Below are 16,716 nucleotides of genomic sequence, written 5' to 3' on the forward strand. Positions count from 1 at the left end.
GATGACGCAACCTCTTCTCAGTATCGATAACCTGTCGATTGCGTTTTCGAAGCAAGGTGAGACTCGTACGGTGGTCAGCGACCTGTCTCTACAGATCAAGCCGGGCGAAACCCTGGCGCTGGTGGGTGAATCGGGTTCCGGCAAAAGTGTCTCGGCGCTTTCCGTGCTGCGCTTGCTCCCTTCTCCCCCGGTGAGCTACCCACAGGGGGATATTCTGTTTCACGGCAGCTCGCTACTGCACGCCGATGAACAGATCCTGCGCGGGATCCGTGGTAATAAAATTGCCATGATTTTCCAGGAGCCGATGGTCTCACTCAACCCGCTGCATACGCTTGAAAAACAGCTTTACGAAGTGCTCTCCCTGCACCGTGGCATGCGTAAAGAAGCGGCGCGTGGCGAAATCCTCGATTGTCTTGAACGCACTGGCATTCGCAATGCGGCCAAACGGCTGAATGATTTCCCTCATCAGCTTTCCGGAGGTGAACGCCAGCGCGTGATGATTGCAATGGCTCTGCTCACACGTCCTGAACTGTTGATTGCCGATGAGCCAACAACAGCACTGGACGTCACGGTACAGGCGCAGATCCTGCAGCTGCTGCGGGAATTGCGTAACGAGCTCAACATGAGTTTGCTGTTTATCACCCACAACCTGAGCATCGTGAAAAAGCTGGCGGACAGCGTCGCCGTGATGCAAAACGGGCGCTGCGTAGAGCAAAATGCGGCAACCCGGCTACTGAATGCGCCTCAGCACCCGTATACGCGGCGTTTGCTCGATAGCGAACCCTCAGGTGACCCGGTTCCCCTGAACGCTGACAGTACGCCGTTGCTGCGCGTTGAGGGGCTGAGCGTCTCGTTCCCCATACGCAAAGGTATTTTGCGACGCGTTGTCGACCAGAACCCGGTGCTGAAAAACATCCGCTTTTCCCTGCGTCCGGGAGAATCGCTCGGGCTGGTTGGCGAGTCCGGCTCAGGTAAAAGCACCACTGGCCTGGCGCTGCTGCGCTTAATCGCCTCGCAGGGTGAAATCCTCTTTGACGGCATGCCGCTGCACAGCTGGAATCGCCGCCAGATGCTGCCTGTACGCCCGCGCATGCAGGTTGTTTTTCAGGATCCCAACTCTTCACTCAACCCACGGTTGAGCATTTTGCAGATTGTCGAAGAGGGTTTACGCGTCCACCAGCCTGGGTTGACGGCTCAGCAGCGTGAAGAAGAGGTAATGCGGGTAATGGTGGAAGTGGGATTAGATCCCGATACGCGACACCGCTACCCTGCCGAATTCTCCGGCGGACAGCGCCAGCGTATTGCTATTGCCCGGGCGCTGATCCTGAAGCCGGAGCTGATTATTCTGGATGAACCGACCTCGTCGCTGGACAGAACCGTGCAGGCGCAGATCCTGGCACTCCTGAAGGGATTACAGGAAAAGCACCGGCTGGCCTACATTTTTATCAGCCATGATTTACAGGTGGTGCGGGCGCTATGCCATCAGGTAATTGTGTTGCGACAGGGAGAAGTGGTCGAGCAGGGAGAATGCCAGCGCGTATTCGCTGCGCCGACGCAAAGCTACACGCGCCAGCTGTTATCGACTGACTAACACTCAGAACGGGTACTGGCCGGAGAAAGGCTCCGCAATTGCCACACCAAAATTTTTCAGACGGCAGGTGGCAGCAAACTCATCCTGACTTTTCACAAACAGGCACGGCTCACCTTCACACTCCAGCACGGAGCTGTCCACTTCAATATCAGTCAGTGCCTGGCTAAGGCGTTCCATAACCGGCCAGGCGTCTTCATCACTCGGGCTAAGCAGCTTGAGTGCAACCAGACAATTCTCACCACCTGCGCCGTTTTGCGGAATCGGTTCAACTTTCGAACCTGCAAAACCCGTCGACCAGCGATAGCTCTGGGGCAAGCGATGGACAATGGAGAGTTGTATTGTATTCACGTTCGTTCCCCGGAAGCAAAATTTACTTCACAATTTATTTACATTTATAGTAACACATGATTGCAAACCTGCACTAATTAGCGGTTTTTATAGGCGTTACAGGTTCGCGTCGGCGCTATATGTACCCGTTTCTGCGATCTAACTCAACCTTTTTAAATACAATGATGTGACTTTTTACACAAATAGATTTTACATAAAAGAAACAAACACAGGGTAAACGAACGAAGGTTTGGTTGACATGCATCAACAAAAAGGCCCTATTCGGGCCTGATGTGCGCCTTAATTAGCCGCTTTATGTGGCCTGCTGGCATAGAGGTAGAAGAGAACAGAGCTGGTTGCACAGAATGCAATCGCCCACAGCATCGGCCAGGCCGTGTTAAACGTCGCCATTGAGAGCAGCGCGCCCACAACAGCACCAATCCCGAAGCGGAATGTCCCTGCCAGCGAAGACGCCGTGCCTGCCATATGTGGAAACTCGTCGAGGATCACCGCCATTGCGTTGGAAGAGACCATCGAAACGCAGCCGACAAAGGCCGCAACGCCCACCACCAGCGCCCAGAAGCCCACGCCCAGGAACGCACTCAGCACCAGCCAGATAGCCATCACAAACTGGATCCACAGCCCGGCGCGGAACATGTTGATCGCACCGACCCGCCGGACAAAACGGCTGTTAATGGTGGTCATCACAAACAGGAACACGATATTCAGCGCGAAGTAATAACCAAAGTGCTGCGGTGAAACGTGGTTCAGCTCAATGTACACAAACGGCCCGGCGCTCAGGAAAGAGAACATCCCGGCAAAGCTGAAGCCGCTTGCCAGCATGTAGCTCAGCACGCGCTTATGGCGAAACAGTGACGCAAAGTTGCCAAGCGTGGTGCGGATATGGAATTTCTGCCGGCGCTCGACGGGCAGTGTTTCATCAATAAAGAAGAAAATCATCGCCGATGCCAGCAGCGCCGCAAGCGCCAGGATCCAGAAAATCGCATGCCAGCTGAACCACACCAGCACTGCACCACCGGCCATCGGGGCCACCAGCGGTGCAATGGTGGTCACCAGCATGACGAACGACATCATGCGGGAGAACTCTTCTTTCGGGTAAATATCGCGCATCAGGGCATTAATGACCACACTTGCCGCTGCCGCCGCCAGACCGTGGAAAAAGCGCATAACGATCAGATGATCGATGGTCTGAGCCAGTGCACAGGCCACCGCCGCGCCGGCAAAGATCAGTGTTCCACCCAGAATCACTGGCTTGCGCCCGAGGCTGTCCGCCATTGGGCCGTAAAGAAGCTGGCCAATGGCAAAACCGAGAATATAGGTACTGAGCGTCATCTGTGCGCTGCCCGCCGGTACGCCAAACTGTGCGGAAATCACCGGTAGCGCAGGCAGATACATGTCGATGGACAGCGGCATTAACATGGCCAGCAGACCAAGAATGAACACGATTTTGAAAGACGAATGTGGCCTGGTGGTCACAGAGTTCTCCTGAAATTAATGCGAAGGCAGCCCGACGCTGGCGATCTCTTCTTCCGTCAGCGGACGGTATTCACCAGGCTCCAGTTCCGGATCGAGTTCAATCTCACCAATACGTTCACGATGCAGGCCCACAACGTGGTTCCCTACTGCAGCAAACATACGTTTCACCTGATGGTAGCGCCCTTCGCTGATGGTCAAACGGACTTCAGTCGGGGTGATCACGTCCAGCACTGCCGGTTTAGTCAGATCTTTTTCATTATGCAGTTGAACGCCTTTGGCGAATTGTTCAGCCGTGCCATCGGCAACCGGAGATTCCAGCGTCACCAGGTAAGTTTTTTCACAGTGATGACGCGGAGAGGTGATACGGTGCGACCACTGGCCATCGTCGGTCATCAGCACCAGCCCGGTCGTGTCGATATCCAGACGACCCGCAGCATGCAGCTTATGCGCCACCGGCTCATCCAGGAAATAGAGGATCGTCGGGTGATCGGGATCGTCGGTCGAGCACACGTACCCTTCCGGCTTATTGAGCATGAAATAGCGTGGGCCATGCTGTTGGGTCAGCGGATTGCCGTCATACTCAACCTGGTGCTCAGGCTGAAGTTTGAAAGCGGTGTCTTTCACAATATCGCCATCCACGGTAACACGGCTGGCGCGGATTTCACGTCCGGCAATAGCGCGGCTTACGCCGAGTTGCTGAGCGATAAACTTATCAAGTCGCATGAAGTCTTTTTTGCCTTACTTAATGGTGCTGGAGTCGAACAACATGTCCGAAAAAGAAGCAGTCAGGAACGGTTCAGTATAATGGTCTGGTTGCGCCACTCAAGGGAAAAAGTTTCGTGGCATACTATGTGCGGAATAACCAAACCGAGACACCATGACTTTTACACTTCGCCCCTACCAGCAGGAAGCCGTTGACGCCACCCTTGCCTGGTTTCGCAAACATCAGGAACCGGCAGCCATTGTGCTCCCAACCGGTGCAGGCAAAAGCCTGGTGATCGCCGAACTGGCACGTCTGGCACGCGGGCGCGTGCTGGTGCTGGCACACGTCAAAGAGCTGGTGGCCCAGAACCATGCCAAATATTGCGCACTCGGGCTTGAAGCCGATATCTTTGCCGCCGGGCTCAAGCGCAAAGAGAGCCACGGTAAAGTGGTGTTTGGCAGCGTACAGTCAGTTGCCCGTAACCTTGACCTGTTTCGTAGCGAATTTTCACTGCTGATTGTCGACGAGTGCCACCGCATCAGCGATGACGACGACAGCCAGTATCAACAAATCCTTACGCACCTGAAAGAGGTCAATCCTCACTTACGTCTTCTCGGCCTGACGGCAACGCCGTTTCGTCTGGGTAAAGGCTGGATTTATCGCTTCCATTATCACGGCATGGTACGCGGGGATGATAAAGCCCTGTTCAGCGACTGCATCTATGAACTCCCGTTGCGCTACATGATCAAGCACGGCTATCTGACGCCGCCAGAGCGGCTGGATATGCCAGTGGTACAGTACGATTTCAGCCGCCTTCAGGCGCAAAACAACGGGTTGTTCAGCGAAGCAGACCTTAACCAGGAGCTGAAAAAACAAAAGCGCATTACCCCGCATATCATCAGCCAGATTGAAGAGTTCGCGCAGACACGCAAAGGGGTGATGATTTTTGCCGCCACCGTCGAGCACGCAAAAGAAATCACCGGGTTGCTGCCCGCTGACGATGCCGCATTGATCACCGGTGAAACACCCGGCCCGGAGCGCGACAGCCTGATTGACGCCTTTAAAGCGCAACAGTTTCGCTATCTGGTCAACGTCTCGGTATTAACCACCGGGTTTGATGCGCCGCACGTCGATCTGATTGCCATTTTACGCCCAACCGAATCCGTCAGTCTGTATCAGCAAATTGTCGGACGCGGCCTGCGCCTGGCACCGGGAAAAACCGACTGTCTGATCCTCGATTACGCCGGTAACCCGCATGACCTCTATTCCCCTGAAGTCGGCACGCCAAAAGGCAAAAGTGACAATGTGCCGGTACAGGTCTTCTGCCCTGCCTGCGGGTTTGCCAACACCTTCTGGGGTAAAACCACCGCTGACGGCACGCTGATTGAACATTTTGGCCGCCGCTGTCAGGGCTGGTTTGAAGATGACGAAGGGCATCGTGAACAGTGCGATTTCCGTTTCCGCTTTAAAAACTGCCCGCAATGTAATGCCGAAAACGATATTGCCGCCCGCCGCTGCCGCGAATGTGACACGATACTGGTCGATCCTGACGACATGCTCAAGGCGGCGCTGAAGCTTAAAGATGCGCTGGTACTCCGCTGTTCCGGTATGACGCTGCACACCGGGGCAGATGAAAAAGGTGAGTGGCTGAAAATCACCTATTACGATGAAGACGGTGCCGATGTCAGCGAACGGTTCAGGGTGCACACCCCGGCACAGCGAACGGCCTTTGAGCAGCTCTTTATCCGCCCGCACACCCGTACGCCGGGCGTACCGCTGCGCTGGATAACCGTGGCGGATATCGTGCATCAGCAAGTGTTGCTGCGCCATCCTGATTTTGTTGTCGCCAGGAAGAAAGGCCAGTTCTGGCAGGTACGTGAGAAAGTTTTCGACTATGAAGGACGCTTTCGCAGGGCGAATGAATTACGGGGTTAGCGGGACTTTTCATTGATGTGAAGTGCATTTGAGTATAAAATGCCGCCCGCTTCACATCCGTGAGGCAGAACACTCACCTGCTGCTGGGTCGCCTGTAGCAGGGTTTTAAATACAGAGAGAAATCAATGTTTACTATCGAAGCAGAAGTACGTAACGTGCAGGGTAAGGGTGCGAGCCGCCGCCTGCGTAACGCTAACAAGTTCCCGGCTATCGTTTACGGTGGCGAAGCTGCTCCAGTTGCTATCGAACTGGATCACGACAAACTGTGGAACCTGCAGAACAAAGCTGAATTCTACAGCGAAGTTCTGACCATCGTTGTTGGCGGTAAAGAAGAAAAAGTGAAAGTTCAGGCTGTTCAGCGTCACCCGTTCAAGCCAAAACTGTCTCACATCGACTTCGTTCGCGCGTAATCGCAAACACGTCGAGAAAAACCCCGCTTCTGCGGGGTTTTTTTATGGCTGTTATTTACCACCGGACGTCCGACGCTGCAGCTGGTCGCGCAGGTTCGGCGGCGTGCCTTTGATGGTCAGCGTGTCAGTTGCGGGATCCCAGAAAATGCGTTCCCCAAGCAGCATGGCATCAAAGTTAACCGTTAAGCCACCGCCGCTGCCGGCAAATTTGGTTAACTGGCGCAGCGTACTGCGATCCGCCGGGAAGCTCTCTTCCAGCTCATAACCTTTATCAGCCGTAAATTCCTGGAAGCTCACTTCACTCACGCCCGCCAGCTCTTTGGACAGCGACTCCAGCTCAATCTCTTCACCCGCCTGCAGCTGTTCGTTGCAGTAGCTGTATACCTGCTGACGCACGGTCTGACGCTCAGATTTATCAAGCTGCGCCTCCGCCGTGAAATCATCAACCGCCTGCAACAGTCCTTTGTTCTGCGCTTTAGCATTAAGGCCTTCGCTGGCTCCGAGGAAGTCCATAAAGAAATCAGCCACTTTACGGCCCACTCGTCCTTTCAGGAAGGTCAGATAGCGGGTTGACTCCGGGTTTGTTTCCCACTCGGTCAAATCAATACGCGCCACAATATCCGCATGGTTGATATCCAGATAGTGTGTTGAGCTGATATCCAGCTGTTCATTCACACGCATACTGCTCAAATTGTTCAGCACGGTTACCAGTAAATACTCAACCGCCAGGTAACGATAGTGACAAAACAGCACAATACCGCCGTCAGCAAACGGGTATTTCGCCAGTTCATCGCGCAGACGTCCTGTTGCTGCACGGCTAAACGCCAGGAAATCTTCTTCGCCCTGACGTTGCAGGCGCAGGCTGTCGGCCAGTTCACTCTCTTCGCTGAACAGACCATAGGCTTTATTCTTTGCGCTATAGACGCGGTGTAACTCCGCCATCATTTCCACAACGGTCGCCGTGGGTTCCAGTAACGAATCGCGCAGCACCACTTCAAGGGTTTGCTCATCACGCTTGATAAGCTGGTGCAAGGCAATCTGGTTGATTTCCAGACTCATGATAAACTCTCCTTTTAGACCGGGCGGTATTCAACCACCACCCAACACATGTGTGCAACCCGAATTATTTAGGCTATAAAAAAGGGGAAAAAAAGCTGTTGCTACGGTAATATGTTGCCCTTTCATCCACAAACTGATTTTGATTTATGCCACAACATTCCCGCTACAGTGATGAACACGTTGAACAACTGCTCAGTGAGCTGGTCAACGTACTGGAAAAACATAAAACGCCGACCGATCTTTCCCTGATGGTGTTGGGAAATATGGTCACCAACCTTATCAATACCAGCGTTGCTCCGGCTCAGCGTCAGGCGATCGCAAAATCTTTCGCCCAGGCTTTACAGTCATCCGTTAGCGACGACCAGGCCCATTAAGGGAAACGAACAACAGTTTATGGTGACGAATCGTCAGCGCTACCGTGAAAAAGTCTCCCAGATGGTGAGTTGGGGGCACTGGTTTGCCTTGTTTAACATTCTGATAGCGGCGGTCATAGGCTGTCGTTACCTGTTTGTGGCAGACTGGCCAACAACGCTTGTCGGGCGTATCTACTCCTGGATGAGCGTAGTCGGTCACTTTAGCTTTTTGGTTTTCGCCACCTACCTGCTGATTTTGTTCCCCCTGACGTTTGTCGTCATCTCGCAGCGTCTGATGCGGTTCTTATCCGTCATCCTTGCAACAGCGGGCATGACGCTGCTGCTTATCGACAGCGAAGTGTTCACCCGCTTCCACCTGCATCTCAACCCCATTGTCTGGGAACTGGTGATTAACCCCGATCAGAATGAAACAGCCCGTGACTGGCAGCTGATGTTTATCAGCGTCCCGGTCATTCTTCTGATTGAGATGCTGTTTGCCACCTGGAGCTGGCAAAAACTCCGCAGCCTGACCCGGCGACGCCATTACGCGAAGCCCGTGGCAGCGCTCTTTTTCGTGTCATTTATTAGTTCGCACGTCATGTACATCTGGGCGGATGCGAACTTCTATCGCCCCATTACCATGCAGCGTGCAAACCTGCCACTCTCTTACCCGATGACGGCCCGTCGTTTCCTTGAGAAGCACGGTCTGCTGGATGCGCAGGAGTATCAGCGTCGTCTGGTTGAACAAGGTAATCCGGAGGCGGTCACCGTTCAGTATCCACTGAACGATCTGCACTATCGCGATATGGGGGCTGGGCAGAACGTTCTGCTGATCACCGTCGATGGTCTTAATTATTCAAATTACGAGAAACAGATGCCTGCGCTGGCCGATTTTGCCAGCAAGAATATATCGTTCACACAGCATATGAGCTCCGGTAACTCAGCTGATGCCGGTATTTTTGGCCTGTTCTACGGGATCTCTGCCGGATACATGGACGGAGTGCTTTCTGCACGCACTCCTGCTGCGCTGATCACCGGACTGAATCAACAAGGCTACCAGTTAGGGCTGTTCTCATCAGATGGCTTTAATAGCGCGCTGTACCGCCAGGCATTGCTGTCTGATTTCTCTCTACCGGCCGCGCAAAATCAGTCGGATGAGCAGACAGCCAATCAGTGGGTAAGCTGGCTTCAGCGCTACGCGCAGGAAGATAACCGCTGGTTCTCCTGGATTGCGTTTAACGGCACTACGTTTGAAGACAGTAACCAGAAAGGCTTTGCCCGCCGCTACAGCCGCGCAGCAGGCGATGTTGATGTACAGATTGGCCGCGTGCTCGACGCGTTGCGCACATCAGGCAAGCTGGATAATACCGTGGTGATCGTTACCGCCGGTCATGGCATACCGCTGGGCGACGAGACGCAGAGTATGAGCTGGTCGCGTCCAAACCTTCATGTTCCACTGGTGATCCACTGGCCGGGCACGCCGGCGCAGCGCATCAACATGCTTACCGAACATAAAGATGTGATGACCACTCTGATGCAACGCCTGCTGCACGTCAGCACGCCAGCAAATGAGTATTCACAAGGACAAGATCTCTTCAGCGCCACGCGTCGCCATAACTGGGTGACGGCTGCAGGAAATAATGCTCTGGCGATCACCACTCCGGGGCTGACCCTGGTGCTGAACAGCAACGGGAATTACCAGACGTATAACCTGCAGGGTAAGAAGCTGAAAGATCAAAAACCGCAGTTGGGCCTGCTTTTGCAGGTTCTGACAGATGAGAAGCGGTTTATCGCTAACTGATTAATTATAAACCAGTTAGCATCTGTCACCCTTGCATTCAAAAAGGAATCGAGTAGTATTCTTTTTACGCGTCGGCACGTAGCGCAGCCTGGTAGCGCACCGTCATGGGGTGTCGGGGGTCGGAGGTTCAAATCCTCTCGTGCCGACCAAAAAACATATTAAAAACCAGCCTCTTATGGCTGGTTTTTTTATGATGATAATTTCCTAATGGTGAAACTATGGTGAAATGGTGGTGATACCTACCTAGATTACTGGGCAATTATCCTATTTAGCACGGTTGATGAAGAATGTTACCCGGCCTAGTACCTCTATCTCTTCCAGCACAATTCCCTCTATCGCTTCACCGTCATCAGTGATGAGTGTCTTACCCATAAGTTTGGCAAATTGCGTATGTCCGTCACTCAGGATCAGCAGTATATCGCCGGACTTTATTTTCATGGCAGGCTCTACGACTGCAAACCCAACATCAGTTTCAAGAACCCTGCTCTCTGAACCAATGTTGCAGAGAACCGTTGGGGATAACGGGCGCTCGGCGTAGTCTGCCGCAGGTGATGCAAATCCCATTAATGAACCCTCCCCATGTTACGCAAGATCCAGTAGCGGTTATTGCTTTCGTCTGTAGTCTTATCAGCAAAGTCAGGCTGGTAGCGTTCGATCCACTGGTTAGCATCATGCTGTGTGAAGTACCAGTTTCTAGCTCGCAAAGCGTTAATAAAATCGTCTGTATGCAGATACTTATACCCATTTGGGTTCATTTGTATAGCCGTAAAAAAAGCTGCACGAATATCTGTTTGACGAGGCATAATCGGCTTCCTAAAGCAACAATTGACTGTATACATATACAGTAGTATTTTTATGAGCGTAGATCAAGCAGAGACATTTTCATACCTAAGGAGTGGTTATGTTTGTAGAACTTGTTTATGACAAAAGAAATGTAGATGGGCTGACAGGAGCCAGAGAGATCATCCTGGCTGAGCTGACGAAGCGGGTACACCAGATTTTCCCTGATGCCGAAGTGAAGGTGAAGCCGATGCAGGCAAACGGTCTGAATAGTGATGCCAGCAAAAGCGATCGGGAAAAACTGAACCGCATGCTGGAGGAAATGTTTGAAGAGGCCGATATGTGGCTGGTTGCTGATTAGCAGCTATTGATCATAAAATCAGCTTAACATAGATTAAGCTGTTAATTATCAGAACATGGAGGGTAAATTATGAACTATGACATCATAAATGGTCAAAAAGTGCCTCAGACAATAATTACTGAAAATACAGTATTAGCTGTCGAACACCGAGGTACAGTTAAAGTTATCAGTGGGAAATTGACAATAACTGGCTCACTTCATGGCACGTTGTCAGTTTCAGCTAACGCAACAGTAAGAATTTTGGGGTCGCAACATGGTACCATTTCCATCTCATCTGGAGCGACTGTTATCATAGAAGGTAACGCGTATGGTACTGTATCCATCTCTCGTGAGGCAACACTAGTCATCGAAGAGTCCGGCTTGCTTATGGGTACCTTAAACAATAATGGGATTATGGTTCTTCGTGGGGTTTACGGTGGAGCACAAAGCGGTTCTCAAAAAATAATTCTGGAAGGTAATGGCTATGTAAAAGAACCGAGAGTTATCAATGGGGTGCATTACTACAATTAGCGTTAGACTGTTTTGTAAAAATCACGACCACTGTTAAAACAATAACTTATTTATATATCAGTGAGTTATGAGAATCATCATTCGGACATTATCGGACAATAAAGGCCAATATAATGCCCCAAAACGCGCCCCCAGCACGATTTCGCCCCCAAATTTGCCCCCAAAATTCACACTTTTGCGTAGCTCCTTCCCGTTTCGAAACGCCGTGCTTTACCGCCTCGCTGACTTCCATCATCATGCTCCTGTTTCAAAATCATAGACTTTCGGTGCGCACCTGTTTTTTCTCCCTGCCCTATACTTTCAGTCTGACATCTGGCTGGAGGTTTCTATGTGTGGACGTTTTGCACAAGCCCAACCCGTGAAGAATATCTGGCATATCTGTCCGATGAAGCCGATCGCGACATCGCCTATGACCCGGAGCCGATTGGACGTTACAACGTGGCACCAGGTACCAAAGTCCTGCTGTTGAGCGAACGCGACGAGCAGCTGCATCTTGATCCGGTTTTTTGGGGTTACGCTCCAGGATGGTGGGACAAACCGCCACTTATTAACGCGCGCATCGAGACGGCGGCCACAAGTCACATGTTTAAATCGTTATGGCAGCACGGACGGGCGATCTGTTTCGCAGATGGGTGGTTCGAGTGGAAGAAAGAAGGCGACAAAAAACAGCCGTACTTCATCCACCAGACAGATGGTCGACCCATATTCATGGCTGCTATCGGCAGTACAAGGTTCGAGTGCGGCGATGATACAGAGGGTTTTCTCATTGTAACGTCTGCAGCTGATAAGGGCCTGGCTGATATTCGCGATCGGTGCCCACTTGTTATGTCACCTGAAACTACCCGTGAATGGATGCGACAGTATGTTGGAGGGAAAGAAGCTCAAGAGATAGCAACCGACGGTTCTGCGACTGCGGAGAAGTTTATCAGGCACGCAGTTACACATGCTCTGGGGAATGTAAAAAATCAAGGGGGAAAATTAATAGAATCAATAGATATCCAATCCAATACTTTTTAGGACTTGTACTTTTTTCAATCTAGTGCCATATCAATCGTATTTTTAAGAAAGAAATATGTTTGCCGCCATCGGACCACTGAGCCCATTTATGCGATAAAATTCAACGCGAACACCTGGTCTTAACGATTGGTTTTCGCTGTTATTTAATGCAGAGATATGTAGGAAAACATCTTTTCGGCCATCTGATGGGATGATGAAACCTTTTCCACTCTTGGAGTCAAAACTTTTGACAATTCCTGTCATTTTACGAGACAAATAATTTCCTTGTAGTAATCGAACTTCGACTATACAGGAAATTATTTTTTTAGCTAATCATCATTAAGTGGCCACCCAGATGGCTAAAATAAAATTTGCTTATTGGCCCAGTCCATGCCTTAATGATTTAGTTAGTTTGATACAAATATCAAATGTAACATTTCACAAGCAGTCCTCATAACAAGGCGCTATCTTTGATATCCCCTCCTTTTGAGTTCATACGTATTCTGATATACGTTTCTTATCATAATTTTGTTACTTTGATAGTCATCAAATGGAGTGTTTTATGTCATCTAAGATCTTAGGTCTGGTCAAGTGGTATAACGAAGATAAGGGTTTTGGGTTCATCTCCCCGCTTGATGGAAGTAAAGATGTTTTTGTTCACTTTTCTGCCCTACAGGGAGAGAGTTTCAAAACACTTTTTGAAGGCCAAAAAGTCGAGTTTGCTATTATGGCAGGTAATAAAGGCCCGGCTGCAGCCAACGTAACACTCTGCGATAAGTAATATTATCATTGGCCCGCGATAACGATGACGTTTTTACTGAGTAGACGGGCTCTTGATAAGATAACTGTGTGTCATTCCAACAGGCCAGCATATTTTTTCTTTCGAACGAGTTTGCTGACCGATGTGATGAAGTGCAGGACTGCTGCACGAACAGTCTCAAAGCAGAAGCTAACTGCTTGTAAAATATTAAAGTGCGTAAGAGGTTAGGCGGCCTCCAAAAGCATCACTTTTTAAATTTTTTGTAAGAGAATGTCTTTAGAAGCGTTGAGTTGATTTAAACAAAGCGCTGCAGTAAGGGCAGACCAGTTGGGCCCCTTTTTGTATGCGATTGTAACTGTGCTCAGAATCTTTAGAGCAGTTTGGACAAGGGCATTTAACTAAATAATTTCGGCGGAATTGAGTGTTTTTACGTCCAGACATAGGCATCTCCTGTTCAAATGGACTGCCACATTACACGTTAAGGCAAGACATTGCTTGCTTTAATTTCGGAAGAGATAAAAAAATCTATAAGGCAAACTCTTTCTGATAGTCTTAGATTGAAAAATCACGAACAAATACATGGTGATATATGAAAACAGTGATCGTTTTTTTTAATGGAAAACCGAGCAAAGTTATCACAGTACTTAAGGGTGTTACATCAATACGTGAAGAATATCCAAATGGAGAAGAAATTAATCTTCAGATAATGTCTGCTGGCTTTCCATCATTAACAGGAGACCATGAAATTATCTATGTCGCATCAGATCGAGAACTTACTTCAGAGGAAGTATTTGATGCAGCAAAAAAATATTTGTAAGATTCTAACTTTTAAGCCCTTGCTGTAGAAAACCGATTTACAACAGCATTACTATAATAACTATGCATCATTATTATCGCCTGCTTAACGTAGGCTTTTTTTAGCAGCCCATATCAACCTTACTAATCAAATTCACCTATCTAACATGCATGAGTTTATTATTAACGCAACCACAAACCAACTCATTTACACTTATTTGTTCTGCGAAAAAGCTTCAACTTTAGCATTCAACTCTTTAATCGCCTGCAAACGATAGCCAAAAAACTCAACGGTGTAACTGCGTTACGACATTTATTCGCCTTCTCCAGCATGCGGTGTTTTCTCAGTAGGACGCATTTTTTGGTTGAACAAAGAATCGACCGGCATTTCCACGCGAACTGAAACAAAGCTATCGGCATTAACTGTGTAGTCAAGCCAGATACGAGGCTGCTTGTTTCTGTCCAGAGGGATTTCAAAGCCACCATCTGTGCCGCCCCATGCCGCATCAGCATTTAGCCCCGTGCAACCTTCAATCAGATACTCCCCCACTGAAGTACGGGTAACAACGCAACCTTCAGATTCGGCATTTGTCTCTGAGGTTCCGTCTCTGAAAATGTTAACGATTGGCGAGGCGGCTTTTATAAATCCGTTACTATCAATAGTCGTGTTGTTTGTATCCCGCGCGATGGCGAGATTGTACCAGGACTGAGAGTTTGGGTTATAGACCTTGTAACCGAACCCATGTTTGCCATTGTTATCCCCATAAAATCCAATTAACTGCATCCGTGCGCCTTCATCGGCAGATGTAATGTCTATCCATGCTCCGACCGCTCCACCCTCAACCTGACCAGTGATAAAACCTGTGCTGTTTTTCCAGTCAAGACTGGTCGGGTTTTCACCGGATACAAAACGCGCTGTCTTTGGTCTTATGGCTCCAATGTTCGTACAGGCTACCCACTCGTTTTTGCGAATCATAATTGCCTGCTCCCGTGCAGGGCCATAGACAGTACTCTGGTCTTCAAGAGTCAAGAATGCGCTCAAACCGACCTTTATTCATCGCCTTTATTAACTAGGGCTATCTCGGCTGCACGCATTTTTTTGTTGAACAACGAATCGGCTGGCATTTCCACACGAACACTGATGAACTGGTCAGTCGGGATATCAATTGGGTCACCGTCAGAAAATCCATCAATGAGGTTTTGCGCGAACTTTGGTGCGTCTGAATGGGTACGGTGGAACGTCTTAACAAGCACAGAACCGTCAGCATAAACTTCGTAATCAAGCCATAACAGCGGCTGCTTATTCCTGTCTGTGGGGATCTCAAAACCGCCATCGATGCCACCCCATGCTGCATCAGCATTCAGCCCCGTGCAACCTTCAATCAGATACTCCCCCACTGAAGTGCGGGTAACAACACAACCTTCAGATTCAGCATTTGTCTCTGCAGTTCCGTCCATGAAAATGTTAACTATTGGCGAGGCGGCTTTTATAAATCCGTTACTATCAATAGTCGTGTTGTTTGTATCCCGCGCGATGGCGAGATTGTACCAGGACTGAGAGTTTGGGTTATAGACCTTGTAACCGAACCCATGTTTGCCATTGTTATCCCCATAAAATCCAATTAACTGCATCCGTGCGCCTTCATCGGCAGATGTAATGTCTATCCATGCTCCGACCGCTCCCCCCTCAACCTGACCAGTGATAAAACCTGTGCTGTTTTTCCAGTCAAGGCTGGTCGGGTTTTCACCGGATACAAACCGCGCTGTCTTTGGTCTTATGGCTCCAATGTTCGTGCAGGCTCCCCAATAATCACCTGTTGTTGCTCCTGTTCCACCATACCGGGTTCCGAGTGGTACTGGCTTACCATTATTCGTAATAACGGCCCCCCACTCATTTTTGCGAATGATAATTGCCTGCTCCCGTGCGGGGCCATAGACAATACTCTGGTCGTCAAGGGTAACGAATGCGCCTAAACCGAGGTTTGTGCGAGCGTCTGATGCATTTGTCCCGCCGGTTCCACCATGTTCTACAGGCAGCGCACCATTGGCCCCTTTCTGAGCCAGTTTACCGATGGCGGGGATGGTTACGGCGATGCCGTTGATTGTTACAGTGATGCTCTGATTGGCTGAGGTTGTGGCGAACGTCTCCCACGCGCCAATGTTCTCGTCATACTCTTTGATAAGCTGCGACATCGCCTGGGCCAGCCCGTCGACAGAGATATTGTCGGACACCAGAATGCCGTACTTCTGGCCGCTGAGCGCTGGAGATGCGGCAGGCGTAACGGTCAAGGATGTCGCGCCGTCGACAGTTGTAATCTGGAACATCTGCACCGGGTTTGACGCAACGATAATCGTCTGACCAGCACGAACCTGGCTGCCTGGTGCAGTCCAGTTCGTGCCAGTACCAGTTGCGGTGTTTCCATTAATTGCGATGGTTCCAGTGTTATAAAGCATATTTTCTCCGGGTAATAAAAAACCCGCAGAGCGGGTTATAAGTGAAATTGAAAATCTGCGTCAGACGAAAGAGCCTGTTCCTCGCGTTATCGTCAAAGTGGGTGACGAAATGGTTTTACCCGCCGTTCCTGTTCCTACGACTGTAATAATTCCGGTTACTGTACTGGATGTTATGTTACTCACCGCATGCCTTACCGTTATCCAAAGACCACCTGTTCCGGCAGGTACATTGATTGTTCCAAAATCACGAATGCTGCCATTGATATTGAGGGTTATATTTACGGTAGTTGTACCAGATAAAGAAGAAACGAAAATAAGTGCCTCAAGGAGTGCTGACTTCCCTAATAATGATGAGGACGAATCGGTAAAAGTAATTGTTCTTGA

General features: G+C 50.0%; 20 protein-coding genes, 1 tRNA gene and 2 pseudogenes. 13 read left to right on the top strand and 10 right to left on the bottom strand.

Features of this window, described 5'->3' with window-relative positions; translation table 11 throughout:
• Position 1 precedes the first annotated feature (1 nt).
• Positions 2 to 1,591 (top strand): microcin C ABC transporter ATP-binding protein YejF, encoded by a 1,590-nt coding sequence (gene yejF, locus ACJ9N4_RS03980; protein ID WP_182272082.1) that lies wholly within the window; start codon positions 2 to 4, stop codon positions 1,589 to 1,591.
• 3 nt (positions 1,592 to 1,594) lie between these two features.
• Here the strand turns inward: yejF and ACJ9N4_RS03985 are convergent, their stop codons facing one another.
• The 3 genes from ACJ9N4_RS03985 to rsuA all read right to left on the bottom strand — a co-directional run bounded on the left by ACJ9N4_RS03985 (position 1,595) and on the right by rsuA (position 4,138).
• Entirely contained in the window at positions 1,595 to 1,939 is a 345-nt protein-coding gene (locus ACJ9N4_RS03985; protein ID WP_182272083.1) for a YejG family protein, read from the bottom strand.
• A gap of 279 nt (positions 1,940 to 2,218) precedes the next feature.
• The gene (locus ACJ9N4_RS03990; protein ID WP_182272084.1) at positions 2,219 to 3,415 is read right to left on the bottom strand and encodes a Bcr/CflA family multidrug efflux MFS transporter; all 1,197 of its coding nucleotides are present in this window, start codon (positions 3,413 to 3,415) and stop codon (positions 2,219 to 2,221) included.
• A gap of 15 nt (positions 3,416 to 3,430) precedes the next feature.
• Entirely contained in the window at positions 3,431 to 4,138 is a 708-nt protein-coding gene (rsuA, locus tag ACJ9N4_RS03995) for a 16S rRNA pseudouridine(516) synthase RsuA (RefSeq protein WP_411500266.1), read from the bottom strand.
• A 154-nt stretch (positions 4,139 to 4,292) separates the two neighbouring features.
• On the opposite strand from rsuA, the gene ACJ9N4_RS04000 reads away from it, so the two are divergent.
• A complete protein-coding gene (locus tag ACJ9N4_RS04000; RefSeq protein ID WP_182918691.1) occupies positions 4,293 to 6,053 on the top strand; it encodes a DEAD/DEAH box helicase in 1,761 nt (586 codons plus the stop codon).
• 125 nt (positions 6,054 to 6,178) lie between these two features.
• On the top strand, positions 6,179 to 6,463 hold the full coding sequence (rplY, locus tag ACJ9N4_RS04005; RefSeq protein WP_182272087.1) for a 50S ribosomal protein L25: 285 nt from the start codon (positions 6,179 to 6,181) through the stop codon (positions 6,461 to 6,463).
• Between the two features lie 51 nt (positions 6,464 to 6,514).
• On the opposite strand, the gene yejK is transcribed toward rplY, so the two are convergent.
• Positions 6,515 to 7,522: a nucleoid-associated protein YejK gene (yejK, locus tag ACJ9N4_RS04010; protein ID WP_063214742.1), complete on the bottom strand. Its 1,008-nt coding sequence runs from the start codon at positions 7,520 to 7,522 to the stop codon at positions 6,515 to 6,517.
• A gap of 146 nt (positions 7,523 to 7,668) precedes the next feature.
• On the opposite strand from yejK, the gene ACJ9N4_RS04015 reads away from it, so the two are divergent.
• The 4 genes and pseudogenes from ACJ9N4_RS04015 to ACJ9N4_RS04030 form a co-directional block, all read left to right on the top strand.
• Complete coding sequence (locus tag ACJ9N4_RS04015) at positions 7,669 to 7,896, top strand: YejL family protein (RefSeq protein WP_001135586.1); 228 nt, start codon at positions 7,669 to 7,671, stop codon at positions 7,894 to 7,896.
• Between the two features lie 19 nt (positions 7,897 to 7,915).
• A complete protein-coding gene (gene yejM, locus ACJ9N4_RS04020) occupies positions 7,916 to 9,676 on the top strand; it encodes an LPS biosynthesis-modulating metalloenzyme YejM (RefSeq protein ID WP_182918692.1) in 1,761 nt (586 codons plus the stop codon).
• A 72-nt stretch (positions 9,677 to 9,748) separates the two neighbouring features.
• A tRNA-Pro gene (locus ACJ9N4_RS04025) sits at positions 9,749 to 9,825 on the top strand.
• Positions 9,781 to 9,867 (top strand): annotated as a pseudogene (locus ACJ9N4_RS04030) (hypothetical protein); the annotation flags it as partial. The gene ACJ9N4_RS04025 and the pseudogene ACJ9N4_RS04030, both read left to right, overlap by 45 nt.
• Before the next feature lie 73 nt (positions 9,868 to 9,940).
• On the opposite strand, the gene ACJ9N4_RS04035 reads toward ACJ9N4_RS04030, so the two are convergent.
• Both ACJ9N4_RS04035 and ACJ9N4_RS04040 read right to left on the bottom strand, forming a co-directional pair.
• On the bottom strand, positions 9,941 to 10,240 hold the full coding sequence (locus ACJ9N4_RS04035) for a hypothetical protein (protein ID WP_411500267.1): 300 nt from the start codon (positions 10,238 to 10,240) through the stop codon (positions 9,941 to 9,943).
• Complete coding sequence (locus ACJ9N4_RS04040; protein WP_411500268.1) at positions 10,240 to 10,479, bottom strand: hypothetical protein; 240 nt, start codon at positions 10,477 to 10,479, stop codon at positions 10,240 to 10,242. Before ACJ9N4_RS04040 ends, ACJ9N4_RS04035 begins: the two co-directional genes overlap by 1 nt.
• Positions 10,480 to 10,577: 98 nt before the next feature.
• Here ACJ9N4_RS04040 and ACJ9N4_RS04045 point away from each other — a divergent pair, with 98 nt between their 5' ends.
• The 3 genes and pseudogenes from ACJ9N4_RS04045 to ACJ9N4_RS04055 all read left to right on the top strand — a co-directional run bounded on the left by ACJ9N4_RS04045 (position 10,578) and on the right by ACJ9N4_RS04055 (position 12,344).
• On the top strand, positions 10,578 to 10,817 hold the full coding sequence (locus tag ACJ9N4_RS04045) for a DinI family protein (RefSeq protein WP_411500269.1): 240 nt from the start codon (positions 10,578 to 10,580) through the stop codon (positions 10,815 to 10,817).
• 69 nt (positions 10,818 to 10,886) lie between these two features.
• A complete protein-coding gene (locus ACJ9N4_RS04050) occupies positions 10,887 to 11,327 on the top strand; it encodes a hypothetical protein (protein ID WP_411500270.1) in 441 nt (146 codons plus the stop codon).
• Between the two features lie 328 nt (positions 11,328 to 11,655).
• Positions 11,656 to 12,344, top strand: a pseudogene (locus tag ACJ9N4_RS04055) (SOS response-associated peptidase).
• 42 nt (positions 12,345 to 12,386) lie between these two features.
• Here the strand turns inward: ACJ9N4_RS04055 and cspF are convergent.
• Positions 12,387 to 12,599: a cold shock-like protein CspF gene (gene cspF, locus ACJ9N4_RS04060; RefSeq protein ID WP_232105424.1), complete on the bottom strand. Its 213-nt coding sequence runs from the start codon at positions 12,597 to 12,599 to the stop codon at positions 12,387 to 12,389.
• Between the two features lie 286 nt (positions 12,600 to 12,885).
• Between cspF and ACJ9N4_RS04065 the strand changes: the two genes are divergently transcribed.
• Positions 12,886 to 13,104: a cold shock domain-containing protein gene (locus ACJ9N4_RS04065; RefSeq protein ID WP_182918607.1), complete on the top strand. Its 219-nt coding sequence runs from the start codon at positions 12,886 to 12,888 to the stop codon at positions 13,102 to 13,104.
• 255 nt (positions 13,105 to 13,359) lie between these two features.
• Here the strand turns inward: ACJ9N4_RS04065 and ACJ9N4_RS04070 are convergent, their stop codons facing one another.
• Positions 13,360 to 13,530 (bottom strand): YnfU family zinc-binding protein, encoded by a 171-nt coding sequence (locus tag ACJ9N4_RS04070; protein ID WP_411500271.1) that lies wholly within the window; start codon positions 13,528 to 13,530, stop codon positions 13,360 to 13,362.
• A 142-nt stretch (positions 13,531 to 13,672) separates the two neighbouring features.
• Here ACJ9N4_RS04070 and ACJ9N4_RS04075 point away from each other — a divergent pair, with 142 nt between their 5' ends.
• Positions 13,673 to 13,900 carry a hypothetical protein gene (locus tag ACJ9N4_RS04075; RefSeq protein WP_411500272.1) on the top strand — a complete coding sequence of 76 codons (228 nt, stop codon included), beginning with the start codon at positions 13,673 to 13,675 and terminating at the stop codon, positions 13,898 to 13,900.
• Between the two features lie 291 nt (positions 13,901 to 14,191).
• On the opposite strand, the gene ACJ9N4_RS04080 is transcribed toward ACJ9N4_RS04075, so the two are convergent.
• Together ACJ9N4_RS04080 and ACJ9N4_RS04085 are read right to left on the bottom strand one after the other, a co-directional pair.
• Positions 14,192 to 14,854 carry a hypothetical protein gene (locus ACJ9N4_RS04080; protein ID WP_411500273.1) on the bottom strand — a complete coding sequence of 221 codons (663 nt, stop codon included), beginning with the start codon at positions 14,852 to 14,854 and terminating at the stop codon, positions 14,192 to 14,194.
• Positions 14,855 to 14,928: 74 nt separating this feature from the next.
• Positions 14,929 to 16,332, bottom strand: coding sequence for a phage tail protein (locus tag ACJ9N4_RS04085; protein ID WP_411500274.1), 1,404 nt, complete (start codon positions 16,330 to 16,332; stop codon positions 14,929 to 14,931).
• 109 nt (positions 16,333 to 16,441) lie between these two features.
• On the opposite strand from ACJ9N4_RS04085, the gene ACJ9N4_RS04090 reads away from it, so the two are divergent.
• On the top strand, positions 16,442 to 16,716 hold a 275-nt coding region (locus ACJ9N4_RS04090), incomplete at its 3' end, for a hypothetical protein (protein ID WP_411500275.1).

The organism is Enterobacter sp. LM3, from assembly GCF_046622475.1.
In the GTDB taxonomy this organism is placed as follows: domain Bacteria; phylum Pseudomonadota; class Gammaproteobacteria; order Enterobacterales; family Enterobacteriaceae; genus Enterobacter; species Enterobacter cloacae_P.